Annotated in this window: 14 protein-coding genes; 4 read left to right on the top strand and 10 right to left on the bottom strand. The window is 62.3% G+C overall.

What is annotated here, in order from left to right; all coding sequences use genetic code 11:
• Window positions 1-19: 19 nt before the first annotated feature.
• From AC0L3O_RS18775 to AC0L3O_RS18750, 6 genes are all read right to left on the bottom strand, one after another.
• Complete coding sequence (locus tag AC0L3O_RS18775) at window positions 20-1216, bottom strand: serine hydrolase domain-containing protein (protein WP_287259377.1); 1197 nt, start codon at window positions 1214-1216, stop codon at window positions 20-22.
• Between the two features lie 67 nt (window positions 1217-1283).
• Window positions 1284-2318, bottom strand: a complete 1035-nt coding sequence (locus AC0L3O_RS18770; protein WP_287173374.1) for an ABC transporter substrate-binding protein — start codon at window positions 2316-2318, stop codon at window positions 1284-1286.
• 13 nt (window positions 2319-2331) lie between these two features.
• Window positions 2332-3138, bottom strand: a complete 807-nt coding sequence (locus AC0L3O_RS18765) for an ABC transporter permease (RefSeq protein ID WP_128168904.1) — start codon at window positions 3136-3138, stop codon at window positions 2332-2334.
• The gene (locus AC0L3O_RS18760) at window positions 3131-4051 is read right to left on the bottom strand and encodes an ABC transporter permease (protein ID WP_473535919.1); all 921 of its coding nucleotides are present in this window, start codon (window positions 4049-4051) and stop codon (window positions 3131-3133) included. The genes AC0L3O_RS18765 and AC0L3O_RS18760 overlap by 8 nt, the downstream gene beginning before the upstream one ends.
• Window positions 4051-5145 (bottom strand): ABC transporter ATP-binding protein, encoded by a 1095-nt coding sequence (locus AC0L3O_RS18755; RefSeq protein WP_128168902.1) that lies wholly within the window; start codon window positions 5143-5145, stop codon window positions 4051-4053. The genes AC0L3O_RS18760 and AC0L3O_RS18755 overlap by 1 nt, the downstream gene beginning before the upstream one ends.
• A 125-nt stretch (window positions 5146-5270) precedes the next feature.
• Complete coding sequence (locus AC0L3O_RS18750; protein ID WP_473535918.1) at window positions 5271-6938, bottom strand: amidohydrolase; 1668 nt, start codon at window positions 6936-6938, stop codon at window positions 5271-5273.
• Between the two features lie 141 nt (window positions 6939-7079).
• Between AC0L3O_RS18750 and AC0L3O_RS18745 the strand changes: the two genes are divergently transcribed.
• On the top strand, window positions 7080-8111 hold the full coding sequence (locus AC0L3O_RS18745) for a histone deacetylase family protein (protein WP_287259379.1): 1032 nt from the start codon (window positions 7080-7082) through the stop codon (window positions 8109-8111).
• Window positions 8112-8266: 155 nt separating this feature from the next.
• Here AC0L3O_RS18745 and AC0L3O_RS18740 read toward each other — a convergent pair whose 3' ends face one another.
• From AC0L3O_RS18740 to AC0L3O_RS18730, 3 genes are all read right to left on the bottom strand, one after another.
• Entirely contained in the window at window positions 8267-8815 is a 549-nt protein-coding gene (locus AC0L3O_RS18740) for a dihydrofolate reductase family protein (protein ID WP_473535917.1), read from the bottom strand.
• 225 nt (window positions 8816-9040) lie between these two features.
• Window positions 9041-9967: an SRPBCC family protein gene (locus tag AC0L3O_RS18735; protein ID WP_023798025.1), complete on the bottom strand. Its 927-nt coding sequence runs from the start codon at window positions 9965-9967 to the stop codon at window positions 9041-9043.
• The gene (locus AC0L3O_RS18730; protein WP_023798026.1) at window positions 9964-10308 is read right to left on the bottom strand and encodes an ArsR/SmtB family transcription factor; all 345 of its coding nucleotides are present in this window, start codon (window positions 10306-10308) and stop codon (window positions 9964-9966) included. The genes AC0L3O_RS18735 and AC0L3O_RS18730 overlap by 4 nt, the downstream gene beginning before the upstream one ends.
• A gap of 461 nt (window positions 10309-10769) precedes the next feature.
• On the opposite strand from AC0L3O_RS18730, the gene AC0L3O_RS18725 reads away from it, so the two are divergent.
• Complete coding sequence (locus AC0L3O_RS18725) at window positions 10770-12413, top strand: MFS transporter (protein ID WP_287064630.1); 1644 nt, start codon at window positions 10770-10772, stop codon at window positions 12411-12413.
• Between the two features lie 68 nt (window positions 12414-12481).
• On the opposite strand, the gene AC0L3O_RS18720 is transcribed toward AC0L3O_RS18725, so the two are convergent.
• Window positions 12482-13483: an NADP-dependent oxidoreductase gene (locus tag AC0L3O_RS18720; RefSeq protein ID WP_023798029.1), complete on the bottom strand. Its 1002-nt coding sequence runs from the start codon at window positions 13481-13483 to the stop codon at window positions 12482-12484.
• A 126-nt stretch (window positions 13484-13609) separates the two neighbouring features.
• Here AC0L3O_RS18720 and AC0L3O_RS18715 point away from each other — a divergent pair, with 126 nt between their 5' ends.
• Together AC0L3O_RS18715 and AC0L3O_RS18710 are read left to right on the top strand one after the other, a co-directional pair.
• Entirely contained in the window at window positions 13610-14212 is a 603-nt protein-coding gene (locus tag AC0L3O_RS18715) for a TetR/AcrR family transcriptional regulator (RefSeq protein ID WP_023798030.1), read from the top strand.
• Window positions 14209-15075: an alpha/beta fold hydrolase gene (locus tag AC0L3O_RS18710; protein ID WP_473535916.1), complete on the top strand. Its 867-nt coding sequence runs from the start codon at window positions 14209-14211 to the stop codon at window positions 15073-15075. Before AC0L3O_RS18715 ends, AC0L3O_RS18710 begins: the two co-directional genes overlap by 4 nt.
• The last annotated feature ends 151 nt before the right edge of the window (window positions 15076-15226 follow it).

Here is a 15226-nt window from a genome sequence, read left to right as displayed (position 1 = left end):
AGAGTTTCCAAACGGTCACTTAGCCAAGCGCGGCGGCGATCGCGTGGACGGCTTTCATCGTCGCCACCGAAAAGGCGATGCTGGTGAAATCGGGGTAACTCGAAAGCTTCACCACGACCATTCTCCTGTTCCAGTCGATATGGATCAGCTGGCCGAACACCCCCCGGCACATCAGCGCGCGCGAACGCGGGTCCTCGATCCAGAACTGGTTGCGGTAGCTGCCTTGCGGCAGGCTGGGATTGAAGTCCGGTCCATGCCTGCCGGTGCGCGTCGCCTCGATCCAGTCGGCCGGCACGACGCCGCCGCCATTGTCGAGGATCAACTGGCCGAAACGGCCATAGTCGCGCAGCGTGGCGTTGAAGCCGCCATCGGCGATGGCGTAGCCGGCGCTGTCGACGGTGAAGCAGGCGCTTTCATCCGCGCCGAGCTTTTGCCAGAGTTCTTCCGAAACCAGTTGCGCCAGCCGCTTGCCGGTCACCCGTTCCATGATGAAGGCGAGCACGTCGGTCTCTATCGAACGATATTCGAACGCAGCGCCATGCGGCCGGCTTGTCTCCTTGAGCCGCAGGATCAATTCGAACATATGCGATGGCCACTCGAAGGCCGGGTCGCTGTCTGGCGGCACCGGTTTCCAGCCGCTGGCGACATCGACCTGACCGATATCGGAATAGCGGTCGGTGTATTCCTCGGAAAAACGCACGCCGGACGTCATGTCGAGCACATGCTGCACGCTGGCGCCGGCCCAGCCGGTAGCTTCCAGCTCCGGCAGATAGGTCGTCACCGGCATGGCGGGATCGATCAGGCCGCGCCCGGCGAGTATGCCGAACACCGAGCCCGTGACCGACTTGGCCATCGACTGCGATAAATGCAGCGTGCGCTCGGTCATGCCGTTGCAATAGCGCTCATAGGCGATCTTGCCATCCTTGAGCACGAGGAACCCATCCGTATAGGTTTCGTCCAGCAGCCCGGCCAGCGTCGAAGGCTGCCCCGTGCTGCCGCCCACCGGCAGCGCATCGAGATCGACTTCGGCTCGCTCGAACCGGCGGCGATGGCCATTGCCGCGCCAGACTTCGACGGTCGGCAGGATTTCGCGGATGTGCTGGAACGCCCACCGGTTCCAGGGTCCCCTATCCCAGTTGAGCTTCGGCGGCACCATCTTGGGCGGCGACCCCTGCATGATCGGCGGCCGCGGATCGGAGTTGCGGTAAGAAGTCATGAGATGCGTCCCGGCAATATGAAAACGGACCCGGCGGCGCCTGCCGCCGGGTCCGTCAACGATGCGATCACTTCTGCAGTTCGGTCCAGATCCTGGTGTAGAGTGCCTGCACGTCGGGCGCGCAGGTCAGCATGAACGTGCCCTTGTCGGCGAACTCGGCGGGGATGTTGACCTCCGGCGCCGTTTTCATGTCCTCGGGCATGAAGGCTTCCGATCCCTTGATGCCGTTGGCGTAGCGCGCGAAAGTCGAGATCAGCGCGGCGTTCTTTGGATCCATGACGAAGTTCTGGAACAGCTTGGCGTTCTCGACGTTCTTGGCGTCCTTTAGCACCGCAAGATTGTCCATGAAGATTGGATAGCCCTCCTTCGGATAGCCATAGACGAAGTCCTTGTTCTGCAGGCGGGTGCGAAACGACGCGCCGTTCCAGTCGACGCTAGCGGCGAAGTCGCCCTTGGCGAACTTCTCGACCGTGCCGTAGTCCATGGAGATCCATTTCGGCTTGGCCGCCACCAGCACATCGCGCACCTTCTTCAGCACCTCCTTGTCGCCAGTGCACGGCTCGCCGCCGACATATCTGATGGCGAGATGCATGACGTCGGCCATTTCGGGAACGACGTTGATCTTGCCGACCAGTTCCGGCGGCGGATCCAAGAAGATGGCCGAGGTGTTGGGATCGCCCTTGTAGACTGCGGTGTTGACCGTGACGCCGGTCGTGCCCCACTGCCACGGCACGGTGTATTTGCGGCCCGGATCGAAGGGAACATCGACCCATTTCGGATCCATGTTCTTGAAGTTTTCCATCTTGTTCGGCTCTGTCTCCAGCAGCAGCCCTTCCTGGATCCAGATCGGCACGAAGCTCGCCGAGGGTACCACGACATCGAAGCCGCTGCCGCCCTGCCTGATCTTGGCCAGCGCCGTGTCGTTGGAATCGTAGTCGGTGACTGTCACCTTGACCTTGTATGTCTCCTCGAATTTCTTGACGAGTTCGGGGCTGGTGTAGTTGCCCCAATTGTAGATGTTGAGTTCGCCGTCGGCGCGGGCGAGACCCGCCGAGGCGAACAGCGCGGCGCTGAGTGCCGTCGCAGTCAGTTTCCACTTCATCGTATCTCTCCTGTCACTCGTGATCCTTTTTCCTGCTGATGAAAAAGAAGACGGTGACGATCAAGATAGAGATCAGCAGGAACACCGTCGAAATTGCGTTGATTTCCGGCGTGATAAAGCGCCGGAACTGGCCGAGCATGTAGGTCGGCAACGTGTCCTGGCCGCCGGACTTGACGAACTCGGTGATGACGACGTCGTCCAGCGAGATGACGAAGGCCAGCATCAACCCGGCAAGGATGCCTGGCCACAGCAGCGGAAAGGTGACGCGCCTAAATGCCTTCCAGGGTGTCGCGTAGAGGTCGGCCGCCGCGATCTCCAGCGACAGGTCCATGCTCTCAAGCCGCGCCCGGATCGGCAGATAGGCAAAGGGAATGCAAAAGGCGGTATGCGCCGCCATCAGGTAGCCCAGCCCCGAATAGCCGGTCCAGATCTTGATGCGCGAGAAGAAGATCAGCAGCGCCACCGCAGTGACGACCTCCGGCACCATCAGCGGCTGGTTGATGAAGGCGTATTTGAAGCCGAGGCCGGGATAGGGTTTGGTTCGGGTCGTGGCGAGTGCCGCCATCGTGGCAACGATGGTGGCAATGGTCGCGGCGACCAAAGCGATTTGCAGCGACCGGATGGCGGCATCGACGACCTGATCGTTGTTCCAAGCCTGGTAGAACCAGCGCAGCGACACGCCTTCCCAGACCGCGATCGAATTGCCTGAATTGAAGGCATAGACGACAAGCGTGACGATCGGCAGGTACAGCGCGAAGAAGCAGATCATTGCGATGGTGGTGAAGCCGGTCTGCCGGCGGATATCGAAGCGGCTAGCCATGCGCGCCTCCCCGGCGCCCGACGGAGCGGACATACAAAAGCAGCGCCACCATCACGATCGCCATCAGCGACAGCGACAGCGCCGAGCCGAGCGGCCAGTTGCGGCCTTGCCCGAACTGCAGCTCGATCAGATTGCCGAGCATCATGTTCTTCGACCCGCCGAGCACGCGCGGGGTGACATAGGCGCCCAGCGCCGGGATGAAGACCAGGATCGAGCCGGCGATGATGCCGGGCTTGACCAGCGGGATGATGACCCGCCTCAGCACCTGCAAGCGGTTGGCATAGAGGTCGTAACCAGCGTCGACCAGCCGGAAGTCGATCTTTTCCATGCTGGCATAGAGCGGCAGCACCATCAGCGGCAGATAGACATAGGTCATGCCGACCATCAGCGCGAAATCGGTGAACATCATCTGGATCGGCTGGTTGATGATGCCGAGCTTGATCAGCACCGTGTTGACGAGGCCCTCATTGCGGATCACCTCCTGGATGGCGAAGGTGCGGATCAAGAGATTGGTCCAGAACGGGATGGTGATCAGGAACAGCCAGATGTCGCGCTGGCGCGCCGGCCGGGTAGCGATGAAATAGGCGGTCGGGAAGCCAAACAGCAGCGTCAGGATCGTTGTCATGAACGACAGCTTGGCCGAGCGCCAGAAGATCGACAGATGCGCATCGGCGAAGGCCAGAGTGTCGTCGAAGATGTCGCGCTGCATCAGCACCGACAACCAGCCGTCGGTCGAGAATTTCCACACCACGCCGCCATACGGTCCCGGCGTCAGGAAGGAATAGACCACGACGATCAGCAGCGGGCCGGTCGCGGCGAGAAAGATGATGATCAGTGCCGGCGCCGACAGCAGCCAGCGATCGCGGATCTCTCGGCGCTCGGCCTCCTCAGCGACTTGTTCCGCGCTCGCCATCAATCCCTCAGCACTTGCGCGGCGTCGTTGCCGATCGAAATGCCGACCTTGTCGCCCCGCTCGAAACCGCAGCCGGCGCTGCGCGTGTTCTGCTGGCGCACGGTGAAGCTCTCGCTGCTGTCCAGGCGGACATGGATGTGCGTGTCGGTGCCGAAATAGACGATGTTTTCCACCGTGCCCGACAGGTCGCCCTTGCCGCTGGTCAGCTTGGCATGTTCGGGCCTGACCACCACGGTGGCATTGTCCTTCGGCAGGAAGCCCTCAGCCACGGTCGCGTCGATCGTCGCGCCGGATTTGAGCGTTGCGCGTGCCTTGCCGTTGCCCATGCCAGATATGGCCGCCGTCAGGAAATTGGTTTCGCCGATGAAGTCGGCGACGAAGCGCTCCGCCGGCTTGTCGTAGATGTCCCAGGGCGTGCCGACCTGCAGGATCTTGCCCGACGACATCACCGCGATGCGGTCCGACATGGTCAGCGCTTCTTCCTGGTCGTGGGTGACGAAGATGAAGGTGATGCCGGTCTCGTGCTGCAGCCGCTTCAGCTCGATCTGCATCTCCTTGCGCAGCTTGAAGTCGAGCGCCGACAGCGGCTCGTCGAGCAGCAGCACTTTTGGCTGCGGCGCGAGAGCGCGCGCCAGCGCCACGCGCTGTTGCTGGCCGCCGGAAATCTGGCTGGTGCGGCGGCTGCTCAGCGCCTCCATCTTGACCAGCTTCAGCATCTCGGCAACCCGCGCCTTGACTTCGGCCTTGGGCTTGCCAAGCATTTCGAGGCCGAAGCCGATATTCTCGGCCACCGTCATATGCGGGAACAGCGCATAGTTCTGGAACACCGTATTGACCGGCCGCTTGAACGGCGGCAGCGGCGCGATGTCCTGGCCATGCAGCAGGATCTCGCCGGCACTGGGGAAATCGAAGCCGGCGATCAGCCGCAGCAGCGTCGTCTTCCCGCAGCCGGAAGGACCAAGCAGCGTGAAGAATTCATTTTCGCGGATCGACACCGAAACCGTGTCGAGGGCGGCGACCTGTGACTCCCCGCTACCGAAGACCTTGCGGACGCCACGAACTTCAATTGCACTTTTACCCGGTTGTTCCGGCACGATTACCCCATTCTTGTGTCCGCTCTTCTGGCGGATCCAGTTCCCACTCGATTGTCAGCACACGGCGCATGGCTTGGCAAGCACACATCTGAATGTCGATCCAGAACGCAATTCCCGTGCCACCGTCAGGCCTGGTAGGTGATCTTGCCGCCGCAGATCGTCGTCACCGGCCGCACCATATGCAGCGCTTCCGGCGCGGTCGCCTCGATGTCGGCTGAGAGCACCACGAGATCGGCCATAAAGCCTGCCTTCAGGCGGCCCTTGCGGTGCTCCATGAACTCGGCATAGGCGCCTTCCACCGTGTAGCCCGCTAGTGATTCATGCAGCGAAAAGCTCTGGTCGGGATCGCCCTCTGCCCAAGGTTTGCGCAGCACCGCCGCCTGAATGCCCAGGATCGGATCGATCGGCGACACCGGCCAGTCGGAAGCGAAGACGACATGCGCGCCCGCCTGCTTCAGCGTCCGCCAGGCATAGCTCAGCGGCCATCTTTCGCGGCCGATGCGCGAAAGCGTCGGCTCCAGCGGGAAGTCCATGGCGCCGGGCGGGTGCGGCGGCTGCATCGAGGCGATGACGGCAAGCTCTGCGAAGCGCGGTATGTCGGCGGCAGTGACCACCTCGATATGCTCGACCCGGTGCCGGCTGTCGCGCCTGCCGTTCTTCCGCCGCGCCGCCTCATAACCATCGAGGACCGCGCGCACCGCGCCGTCGCCGATCGAATGCACGGCGACCTGCAGCCCGCGCCGGTCGGCCTCCACCGCCACCTCGGCGAGATGCTCCGGCGTAAACAGCGGCTCACCGCGCCAGCCCGGCCGGTCGGCATAGTCGTCGACCATGACCGCGGTCCAGCCTTCCAGCACGCCGTCGTAAAACATCTTGACCATGCCGGACGACAGCCATTCCGATTGGTAAGAGTTGGCCATGCTCGATGCCTTTTCCAGCCTGTCGAGCGTCATGAAGTTCTTGAAATGAAAAGGTATCTTGGTGCGGCAGAGCAGTCGCCCTTCCTGTTCCAGCCCGGCTAGCAGCTCGAGCTGGTAAAGATTGCCGTCCATGTTCTGGATCGAGGTGATGCCGTGGCGGGCGCACCATTCCAACCCGCGATGCATCAGGTCACGATCGGCCGCGACTTCGGCGGCGGAAGGGTACGGCTCGGGCTCTCCACCTGTCGCAATGCCGAGCCGCACTCGGTTCTGTCCCGAAAGCTCGAGGATTGGCCCGAACGCCTCCCCCTCGCGCAATTCGCCCGCCGCCAGGCCATCCGCTCCCATGATGATCTCGTTGCCGGGACCGAGTTGCTTGCCGTGCAGGGCGCCAGCCAGCTCCAGCGCCTTGGTGTTGGCCCACATCGTGTGATGATCGGAAGCCGACATGGCGAACGGCCGGTCGGCGATGATGCGGTCGAGATGATGGCGGGTGACCGGCTCTTCCTTGGAAAGGATGGTGTAGTCGACGCCGGCCCCAAGCAGCAATTTGGCGTTCGGCCGTGCCGCCGCATAGGCGCGGATCGCGTCGCTCAGTGCATCGAAGCCATGCACGCCCTGAAGGTGCAGATTGTCGAGTTCGGCCGCGCCGCCGAAAAGATGCATATGCGCTTCGATAAAGCCCGGCACCATCGACCCGCCTTGCGCATCGATAATCTTCGTGGCCGGCCCTTTCAGCGCCTCAATCGTCCGGCGATCCCCAACCGCGAGGATGTTGCCGTCCTTTATCGCCACCGCCTCGGCCGTCGGATTGCCTTCGTCCATGGTCAGCACACGGGCATTGATGACGATCAGGTCGGCATTTGAACTCATGATTACCCGCGGTTCGGTTGCGCTACCGACAGGCTAGACGAGTAGCTGCCGTGCCAGCAAGCCATGGCTGGTTGGCCCAGCGCCTTGTGAAAGGCAGTGCAAGACGGCTAGGGTCGCCGCATCTCACCACGGAACAATTTCATGAAGACTGTTTTTTCGCCCCTCCATGCCTGCCATTCCGGCAATGTCGAATTGATCGCCGGCGCCATCGTGCCGGCCTTCGAGAAGCCCTCGCGCGCCGAGTTCATCAAGGCGAGGGTGGAGAGCGAAAAGCTCGGCCCGGTGCTGCCGCCCCACACGCACGACCTCGCTGCCGCCAAGCAGGTGCATAGCAGCGACTACATCGATTTCCTGCCGACCGTATGGCCGCTCTGGGAAGCGTCGGGCCGGACGGGCTCGGCCATCCCCTTCACCTGGCCGACGCGCGGCTTGCGCGGCGATGTGCGCCCGCAAACCATCGATGCGCTGCTTGGCTTTTACTCCTTCGACGGCGGCGCCAGCTTCGTCAAAGGCACCTGGGAGGCGATCAAGTCGTCCTACGATGTGGCGCTGACCGCAGCCGCTCTGGTCAAGGGCGGCGAGATATCAGCCTTCGCGCTCTGCCGCCCGCCCGGCCATCATGCCGGTGCTGCGTTCATGGGCGGCTATTGCTACATCAACAACGCCGCGGTTGCCGCGCAATGGTTCCGCGACCAGGGCGCCAGGCGCGTCTCGATCCTCGATGTCGATTACCATCACGGCAACGGCACGCAGGAGATCTTCTACAGCCGCGACGACGTGCAGGTGCTGAACCTGCATGGCGACCCGATGACCGAATATCCGTTCTTCCTGGGCCACGCCGACGAGCGCGGCGCCGGCGCCGGCGAAGGCTTCAATGTCAACTACCCCATGCCGTTCGGCACCACATGGGATGCCTGGAATGCTTCGCTGGAGGACGCCTGCGCAAAACTTGCAGCTTACGCTCCCGAGGTCGTAGTCGTCTCGCTCGGCGTCGACACGTTCGAGAAGGACCCGATCAGCAAGTTCAAGCTGAAAAGCGCCGACTATCCCAGGATTGGCCGTCGCATCGCCAAGCTCGGCCTGCCGACGCTGTTCGTCATGGAAGGCGGCTACGCCGTCGAGGAAATCGGCATCAATGCGGTGGGCGTGCTGACCGGATTCGAAGATCGGTAATGCATGTCGCCCAAAGGGCTGCCCCGGGCGTTCGACCCGAGAGCGCAGCGGTGATGGCAGCTACGCCACTTGGCCGCCGATCGTCTGGAGCGCGCCACTTCCCCGGGCCCTCCCAATTCGACAAGCCTGGTTGACGGGAAACAGCGGATCGATCGTCATTGTCTGCTCTCCGGCGCGTAATGGAGGATGACAACACCTGACTTGAGCGTCCTCGTCTCGAGATGCTTCAGGCGTATCAGATTCGGGCCGCCCTTGAAGAGCGGCGTGCCTCTCCCGAGAATGACGGGGTTGATCCCGAGGTGATACTCGTCGATCAGGCCGTGCTCCATCAGGGTCGCCGTGAAGTCGGCGCTGCCGAACACGAAGATGTCTCCGCCGTCCCTGCTCTTCAGCTTGGAGACTTCTTCCGCGACATTGCCGTTGAAGAGCTTCGTGTTGTTCCAGTCGGCGCTTTTCAGCGTGCGCGAGAAGACCAACTTCTCGATCTTGTTCATGAAATCCGCGATCCAGCCTTGCTCGGACGGCCAATAGGCTGCCATGAGCTCGTAGGTCACCCGGCCGAAGATCAGCGTGTCGGCCTTTTCCTGGGTCTCACGAATGTAGTTCTCGAGTTCTTCTTCGAAGACGAACCAGTTGATGTCCCTGTCCGGACCTTCGAAGAAGCCGTCGACACTCACCATGTCCCATATGATCAGCTTTCTCATAGAAACCTCCTCTTCGTGTATCCCTTTGTGAATTCTCGGCCTATCCCGTGAAGCGGAAGCGCATGTTGGTGATCTGCCCCGCTTCCGAGAGCTCGGTCTTCTCCAGCCTGATCGGCACCATGCCGTTCTGACTGAAGCGGCGGATGCCGTCGCCGATGAGGACAGGCGCGACATGGAGAACTCGTCCGCAACCCCTGATTCGGGCCGACGGGAAGTCGCAGCATTTCAGCGGGATGCGACGAAGCGTTCCAGTTTGCCCAATGTTTGCAGTCCCAGTTCCACGGCACCGAAGCCCTTCGCCTCCTGGAACTCGGCAGCCGTGCTGAATACCATGCCCAGCGTTACCTTCGTTGCCCCGTCCTGATCCTCGAACGAGGCCCAGGCGTCGGCATGCTTCGGCCCGTTCTCGCCCCAATGCAGCGTATAGCTGATCCTCTCTTCGGGCCGGACCTCGTTATAGAGATGGTGGTTCGGGAAAACCGTGCCGTCAGACGCGATCATGTCGAATACCCACTCGCCGCCCGCTCGCAAGTCGATCCTCTTCGTTCGACAGGAGAAGCCTTCCGGCCCCCACCATTGCGGCAGCGTTTCAGGGTTCATCCACGCGCCCCAGACGATGGACCGCGGCGCCTGAATCACCCGCTGCAGCACCATGGTTCGTTCGGCCGCGCCCGCGAGGTTGTCCAGGCCGGCACCGAAGCCCGCCCGGTAGCCTGCTTCCATGTCCTGCGCCAGCGAGGAAAGTTGCACCGTCACGACTAGCCGGCTGCGCTCGTGCGTGCCTGAGAGATCTGCCGTCACCAGCGCTGCTGATTGCGTCACGCCTTCGCACGAGATCACCTCGTAGTTCACACTGCACAGCGCTGGCTGCAACACCAGCCAGCCGCACTCGCAGCGGATGTCCGGCTGGCCCTCTGCCTTGCAGAGCGAGATCTCGCGTCCACCCACCCTGGTGTCGGCCTCCAAAAACTCCACGGTGACCGAGGGCGACGGCGCAGCCCAGATCGCCCGCGCGGCCGGCGCCGTCCAAGCCTCCCACAGCACGGCCAATGGCGCGGCCACGTCCCGTTCGAAGGTCAGCGTCGCAAAACGGCCCTTCCTATCATCGGGCACCGCACGGGTCGCACTGTTTGTAGCGAGGTTCTGTGTCATTCTGCGCGCTCCTTCTTCATCACATTCATCACAAATGCGTCCAACCGGTCGAGCCGAGCTTCCCAGATGGCCCGCTGTTCATCGAGCCATGTTCGCGCTGGATCCAGAGCCTCGGGTACGATGGCGCAGGTGCGTATCCGCCCGTCCTTGGACGTGGTGATCAACCCTGCCTCCTCCAGCACGGAAAGGTGCCGCATCACCGTGGGCAGCCGCAGCCCCGTGGGCCCAGCCAGATCCGTTACCCGCGCAGGTGTTTCGGCGAGCCGGGTCAGGATCGACCGGCGGGTCGGATCAGCGAGCGCGTGGAAGAGCAGCGAGAGATCAAGATCATGCTTAGCCATGTTGCTAACTATCGCCCAATTTGCCGGTGGCGCAAGCAACAACTTCGTCAAGTCGCTAAGTATTTTTTGCGCAACGCGCCGAGTTCTTGGAGCAGGCGGATTCTGTTGCCAAGTCCGCAGAGAAGTTGCTCGTAGCGATGCTCGCACGGGCTGATGCTTGCAATCGAAGACAAAATCCTGAAGCCGCCAGTCCGCTTCCCACCAATCTCAGCCGTTCGCGTTTATCGGTTCACGGCAGCAGGCAGCGGGCGCGGCGGACAGAAAGTCGGACACCTCACCGAAGCGCTTCACGCGGCCTGCAAGAATGGCCGCCGACCTGTTCCCGCCACCGCTATCTCTTTGTTGGACCATGATCTTCTTTGAAAAGGCGTTCGCCCTTTGCGAGGTCATGCTCTACTTCTAGGACGGCATGAGGGCACCGATTCTGGAAGAACGCAGCATTTGAAGTCGGGGAAGCATCGATGATCGACGACGAGCCGGACAGCGAACGCGTCTCGGCGCTGGCGCCGTTCCGACACGGCATTTTCCGCGCCGTATGGTCCGCCAGTCTGGTTTCGAATTTCGGTGGCTTGATCCAGGGCGTCGGCGCCGCCTGGATGATGACCACGATCGCCACCTCGTCCTATCAGGTTGCGCTGGTCCAGGCCTCGACTACCTTGCCGATCATGCTGTTTGCGCTCGTTGCCGGCGCCATCGCCGACAGCTTCAACCGGCGCAAGGTCATGCTGATTGCCCAGATCTTCATGCTGATCGTCTCGGTTCTGCTGACCGTGTTCACCTATCTTGGCTTGATAACGCCGTGGACGCTGCTGGCCTTCGCCTTCCTGATCAACTGCGGCACGGCGCTTTACAACCCGTCATGGCAGGCTTCTGTCGGCGACATGGTGCCGCGCGCCAAGCTGCCGGCGGCCGTCGCGCTCAACTCCTTGGGCTTCAACCTGACGCGCAGCGTCGGCCCGGCGATCGGCGGCATCATCGTTGCCGCCGCAGGTGCTGCAGCGGCCTTTGCCGCCAACGCATTGAGCTATGTCGGGCTGATCATCGTGCTGGCCCGCTGGAAGCCGGAATTGCCGGCCTCGACACTGCCGCGTGAGACGCTGGGCGCGGCGATGGGTGCTGGCCTGCGCTACGTCGCGATGTCGCCCAATATCGGCAAGGTGCTGGTAAGGGGTGCGGCTTTCGGCTTCAGCGCCGGTGCGGTCCTGGCACTGCTGCCGCTGGTGGCGCGCAATGTCGTCAAGGGCGATGCCTTGACCTACGGCATCATGCTCGGTGCTTTCGGCATCGGCGCCGTCGGCGGCGCGCTGATCAGCGTCAGGCTGCGGCAGATCCTGTCGAGCGAGACGATGGTGCGCATGGCATTCGCCGGCTTTGCGCTCTGCGCCTTCAATGCCGCCGTCAGCGATCAGGCCTGGCAAACGTCGCTCGGGCTGCTCATCGGCGGCGCCTGCTGGGTGGTCGCGCTGGCGCATTTCAACGTCACGGTGCAGATGTCGACGCCGCGCTGGGTGGTCGGCCGGGTGCTCTCGGTCTATCAGACGGCGACCTTCGGCGGCATCGCCCTCGGCAGCTGGATCTGGGGTGTCGTCGCCGATGCGCAGGGCGCCGAGTTCGCGCTGACCGCGGCCGCCGTCGCGATGCTGGCGGGCGGCGCGATCGGCCTGTTGCTGCCCTTGCCGCAGCAGGCGGTGCTCAACCTCGATCCGCTGAACCGTTTCAAGGAGCCGCACCTTGCGCTCGACCTAAAACTGCGCAGCGGCCCGATCGCCATCATGATCGAATACATCATCCGCGAGGAGGACGTGCCGGAATTCCTGGCCACCATGGCCGAGCGCGGCCGCATCCGCCGCCGTGACGGCGCCCGCAACTGGACGCTGGCGCGCGATCTCGAAAATCCCGCAATATGGATCGAGCACTATCACACGCCGACATGGCTCGAATACATCCGCCACAACAAGCGGGCCACCCACGCCGACGCCGTTGTCGGCGAGCGCCTGAGGGCGCTGCACAGCGGCGACGAGCCGCCGCGCGTCCGCCGCATGATCGAGCGTCCGACAACCGCCGGCACCGCGATCGTCATGCCGAAAGGACCAATCGAGCATTAGGTTGGCGGAAGCCCTGTCGGAGGAAGCACGCGCAAGCTCATTCGCTTGTGCCGCGTTGCGCCGACAAGCTATTTGACCTTGATGATGACCTTGCCCTTGGCCCGGCCCTGTTCAATGTATGCCAATGCCTCGTTGGTCTGCTCAAGCGGAAAGACGCGATCTATAACCGGGCGGATGACGCCCGTTTCGATGAGCGACGTGATTTTTGTCAACTGCCCGCCATTGGCCGCCATGAACAGGAACGAATATCGGACATCTGCGCGTTTCCCCCGTCGCCTGATGCCTGCGCTCAAAACGCGCATGACCAGGTTCAGCACCCAGTTCAGCCCTTTCTCCCTGGCAAACCCAGGATCGGGCGGACCGGAGATCGAAACGGCGACGCCACCTGGCTTCAACACACGCAGGGACTTTTCGAGGGTCTTGTTGTCCTGGCTATTCAGGACGACATCGTAGCCCGAAAGGACTTTCTCGAAGTCATCCTTCTTGTAGTCGACAATGACATCGGCGCCCAGCTTCCTGACCATATCCGTGTTCGACGCGCTTGTTGTCGTGGCGACCGTTGCGCCGAGGTGCTTTGCCAATTGGATGGCGAATGTCCCCACTCCACCGGAACCAGCCTGAATGAAGACCTTCTGTCCTTTCTTCAGCTTCGCTTTTTCAACCAGCGCCTGCCAGGCGGTCAGCCCCACCAGGGGAATGGACGCAGCCTCTTCCATGCTGAGGTTCTTTGGCTTCAGGGCCACGTCCGCATCATTAATGGCGATGTATTCAGCGAACGCTCCGATTTGACCGTCGCGCGCTCGCGCATAGACCTCGTCGCCCGGTTTGAATTGTCGGACTTTCGCGCCGACGCGAATGACCGTTCCGGCCACGTCATGGCCTGCGACAAAGGGTCGGCGGTAGGGCAGGATGAGCTTGAATTCTCCGTCCCTGATCTTGGAGTCCAGCAGATTGACGCTGGCGGCATGGATCTGCACCAGCACGTCATTGTCCCCTGCTTCCGGCTCTGGAACCTCTCCAAGCCGTAGGCGAGCTTTCTTTGCATATCGATCGACGAAGAAGGCCTTCATTGCAGCTTTCCTAAAGTGAGGAGACCCGGAGCGCCCGATCGACATCTCCGGTGCCTCGCCCTATTGCATTATAGTCACTTAATGATAATATGGTCGTAATTCAATAGCTGATCGAAGGAGAAAAACATGCGCTACGAGAAAGGCAGGAGGGAAGCATCGCGGCAGCGGATCATGGATGTAGCGACCGAACGGTTTCGCTCCGACGGCATCGCTGCATCAGGTCTCGCCGGCATCATGGGCGAGGCGGGACTGACCAATGGAGCTTTCTATCCCCATTTTCCGTCCAAGGCGGCGCTTGTGCGTGAGAGTTTGGCGGCCGCCCTGGAGGTTCAGACGGCCCAGATCCAGGAGCTGTTGGCCGCCGGCGGCGCGTCATTGGCCATCGATACGTATCTGTCGGCGGAACACCGAGACAATCCAGGCAAAGGTTGCGCTTCAGCCGCGCTGTTGCCCGAAATTGCGCGTGAGCCGATCGAGACGCGCCAAGTTTACGCCGAGCACCTGCTCAAGCTCGTACGCCAGGTAGCGGCCGAGCTTACGCCCGACGCTCGCGATCCCGAGGCTGTCGCGTTTGGCGTCTTCGCGACCCTGATCGGCACGCTTGAGCTGTCCCGCGCGGTGAACGGAACCGAACTGTCCGATCGCATTCTTGAGGCTGGCGCGGTGGCGGCGAAGGCGCTGCTCCAGCCCCACGAGAACGGCAAGCCGGAAGAAAGGAAACCATCATGAACGTGCATCATCTGTCGCGACCTGCCGCGATCATCAAACACAGGGACGTGCCGACGAAAACGGTCGACGTCGACGGTACGAAATTCGCCTACCGGGAGCTCGGGCCCACAACCGGGGTACCGGTGATCTTCCTTACTCATCTGAGTGCGGTACTCGACAATTGGGATCCCCGGGTCGTCGATGGCATTGCCGCAAAACGGCGCGTTATCACCTTCGATAACCGTGGTGTTGGCGCATCAGGCGGGTCCACTCCCAACACGGTGGAGGCGATGGCCCGCGACGCGATCGCCTTCATCCGCGCCCTCGGCTTCGAGCAGGTCGATCTGCTCGGCCTATCTCTTGGCGGCTTCATCGCCCAGGCGATTGTTCAGCTGGAGCCTAATCTGGTTCGCAAGATCATCCTCGCGGGAACCGGCCCAGCCGGGGGTACCGGCATCGACAGGGTGACGTTCGTCACCATCTTCGACATGATCCGCGCCGCGCTGACCATCAGGAACCCAAAGAACTACCTCTTCTTCACCCAAAGCCCCAACGGCAAGAAGGCGGCGCGCGAGTTTCTGCAGCGCTTGAAGGAACGGACCAATGACCGCGACAAGCCCATCGCCCTCGGCGCTTTCAGCCAGCAGCTCAAGGCAGTCCGTGCCTTTGGCCTTGAGCGCCCTGCCGACCTCTCGCGTGTCCGGCACCCGGTGCTCGTGGTGAATGGCGATCACGACAGAATGGTGCCCACCAGCAATTCCGTCGACCTGGCACGACGCTTCCCCAATGCCGAGCTGGTCCTGTACGAGGACGGCGGGCATACGGCCATTTTCCAGTATCACCGCGCCTTCGTGGAAAAGGCCCTGGACTTCCTCGAGGCCTAATCCGACCGTGCCGGTGTGGCCAGTTGGTGGGCAAATGACGCTTCGATCCATGCGCTAACCTGACGGGCAACACCGTACACTAGATCGGGGAAGCCCTGAGGAAGGAAGCGCACGCAAGCTAATTCGCCGAATCTGCGTTGCTTCGACAACG

It is taken from the genome of Mesorhizobium sp. WSM4810, assembly GCF_055811235.1.
Note: the sequence above shows the minus strand (reverse complement) of the source record. Positions and strands in the feature narration are given on the sequence as shown.

Excerpts from the sequence above, each read along its gene's own strand:
- AC0L3O_RS18765 (WP_128168904.1), bottom strand. The coding sequence starts at position 3,138 with ATGGCTAGCCGCTTCGATATCCGCCGGCAGACCGGCTTCACCACCATC.
- AC0L3O_RS18735 (WP_023798025.1), bottom strand. The coding sequence starts at position 9,967 with ATGACACAGAACCTCGCTACAAACAGTGCGACCCGTGCGGTGCCCGAT.
- AC0L3O_RS18730 (WP_023798026.1), bottom strand. The coding sequence starts at position 10,308 with ATGGCTAAGCATGATCTTGATCTCTCGCTGCTCTTCCACGCGCTCGCT.
- AC0L3O_RS18770 (WP_287173374.1), bottom strand. The coding sequence starts at position 2,318 with ATGAAGTGGAAACTGACTGCGACGGCACTCAGCGCCGCGCTGTTCGCC.
- AC0L3O_RS18745 (WP_287259379.1), top strand. The coding sequence starts at position 7,080 with ATGAAGACTGTTTTTTCGCCCCTCCATGCCTGCCATTCCGGCAATGTC.
- AC0L3O_RS18710 (WP_473535916.1), top strand. The coding sequence starts at position 14,209 with ATGAACGTGCATCATCTGTCGCGACCTGCCGCGATCATCAAACACAGG.
- AC0L3O_RS18750 (WP_473535918.1), bottom strand. The coding sequence starts at position 6,938 with ATGAGTTCAAATGCCGACCTGATCGTCATCAATGCCCGTGTGCTGACC.
- AC0L3O_RS18740 (WP_473535917.1), bottom strand. The coding sequence starts at position 8,815 with ATGAGAAAGCTGATCATATGGGACATGGTGAGTGTCGACGGCTTCTTC.
- AC0L3O_RS18715 (WP_023798030.1), top strand. The coding sequence starts at position 13,610 with ATGCGCTACGAGAAAGGCAGGAGGGAAGCATCGCGGCAGCGGATCATG.
- AC0L3O_RS18760 (WP_473535919.1), bottom strand. The coding sequence starts at position 4,051 with ATGGCGAGCGCGGAACAAGTCGCTGAGGAGGCCGAGCGCCGAGAGATC.
- AC0L3O_RS18725 (WP_287064630.1), top strand. The coding sequence starts at position 10,770 with ATGATCGACGACGAGCCGGACAGCGAACGCGTCTCGGCGCTGGCGCCG.
- AC0L3O_RS18720 (WP_023798029.1), bottom strand. The coding sequence starts at position 13,483 with ATGAAGGCCTTCTTCGTCGATCGATATGCAAAGAAAGCTCGCCTACGG.
- AC0L3O_RS18775 (WP_287259377.1), bottom strand. The coding sequence starts at position 1,216 with ATGACTTCTTACCGCAACTCCGATCCGCGGCCGCCGATCATGCAGGGG.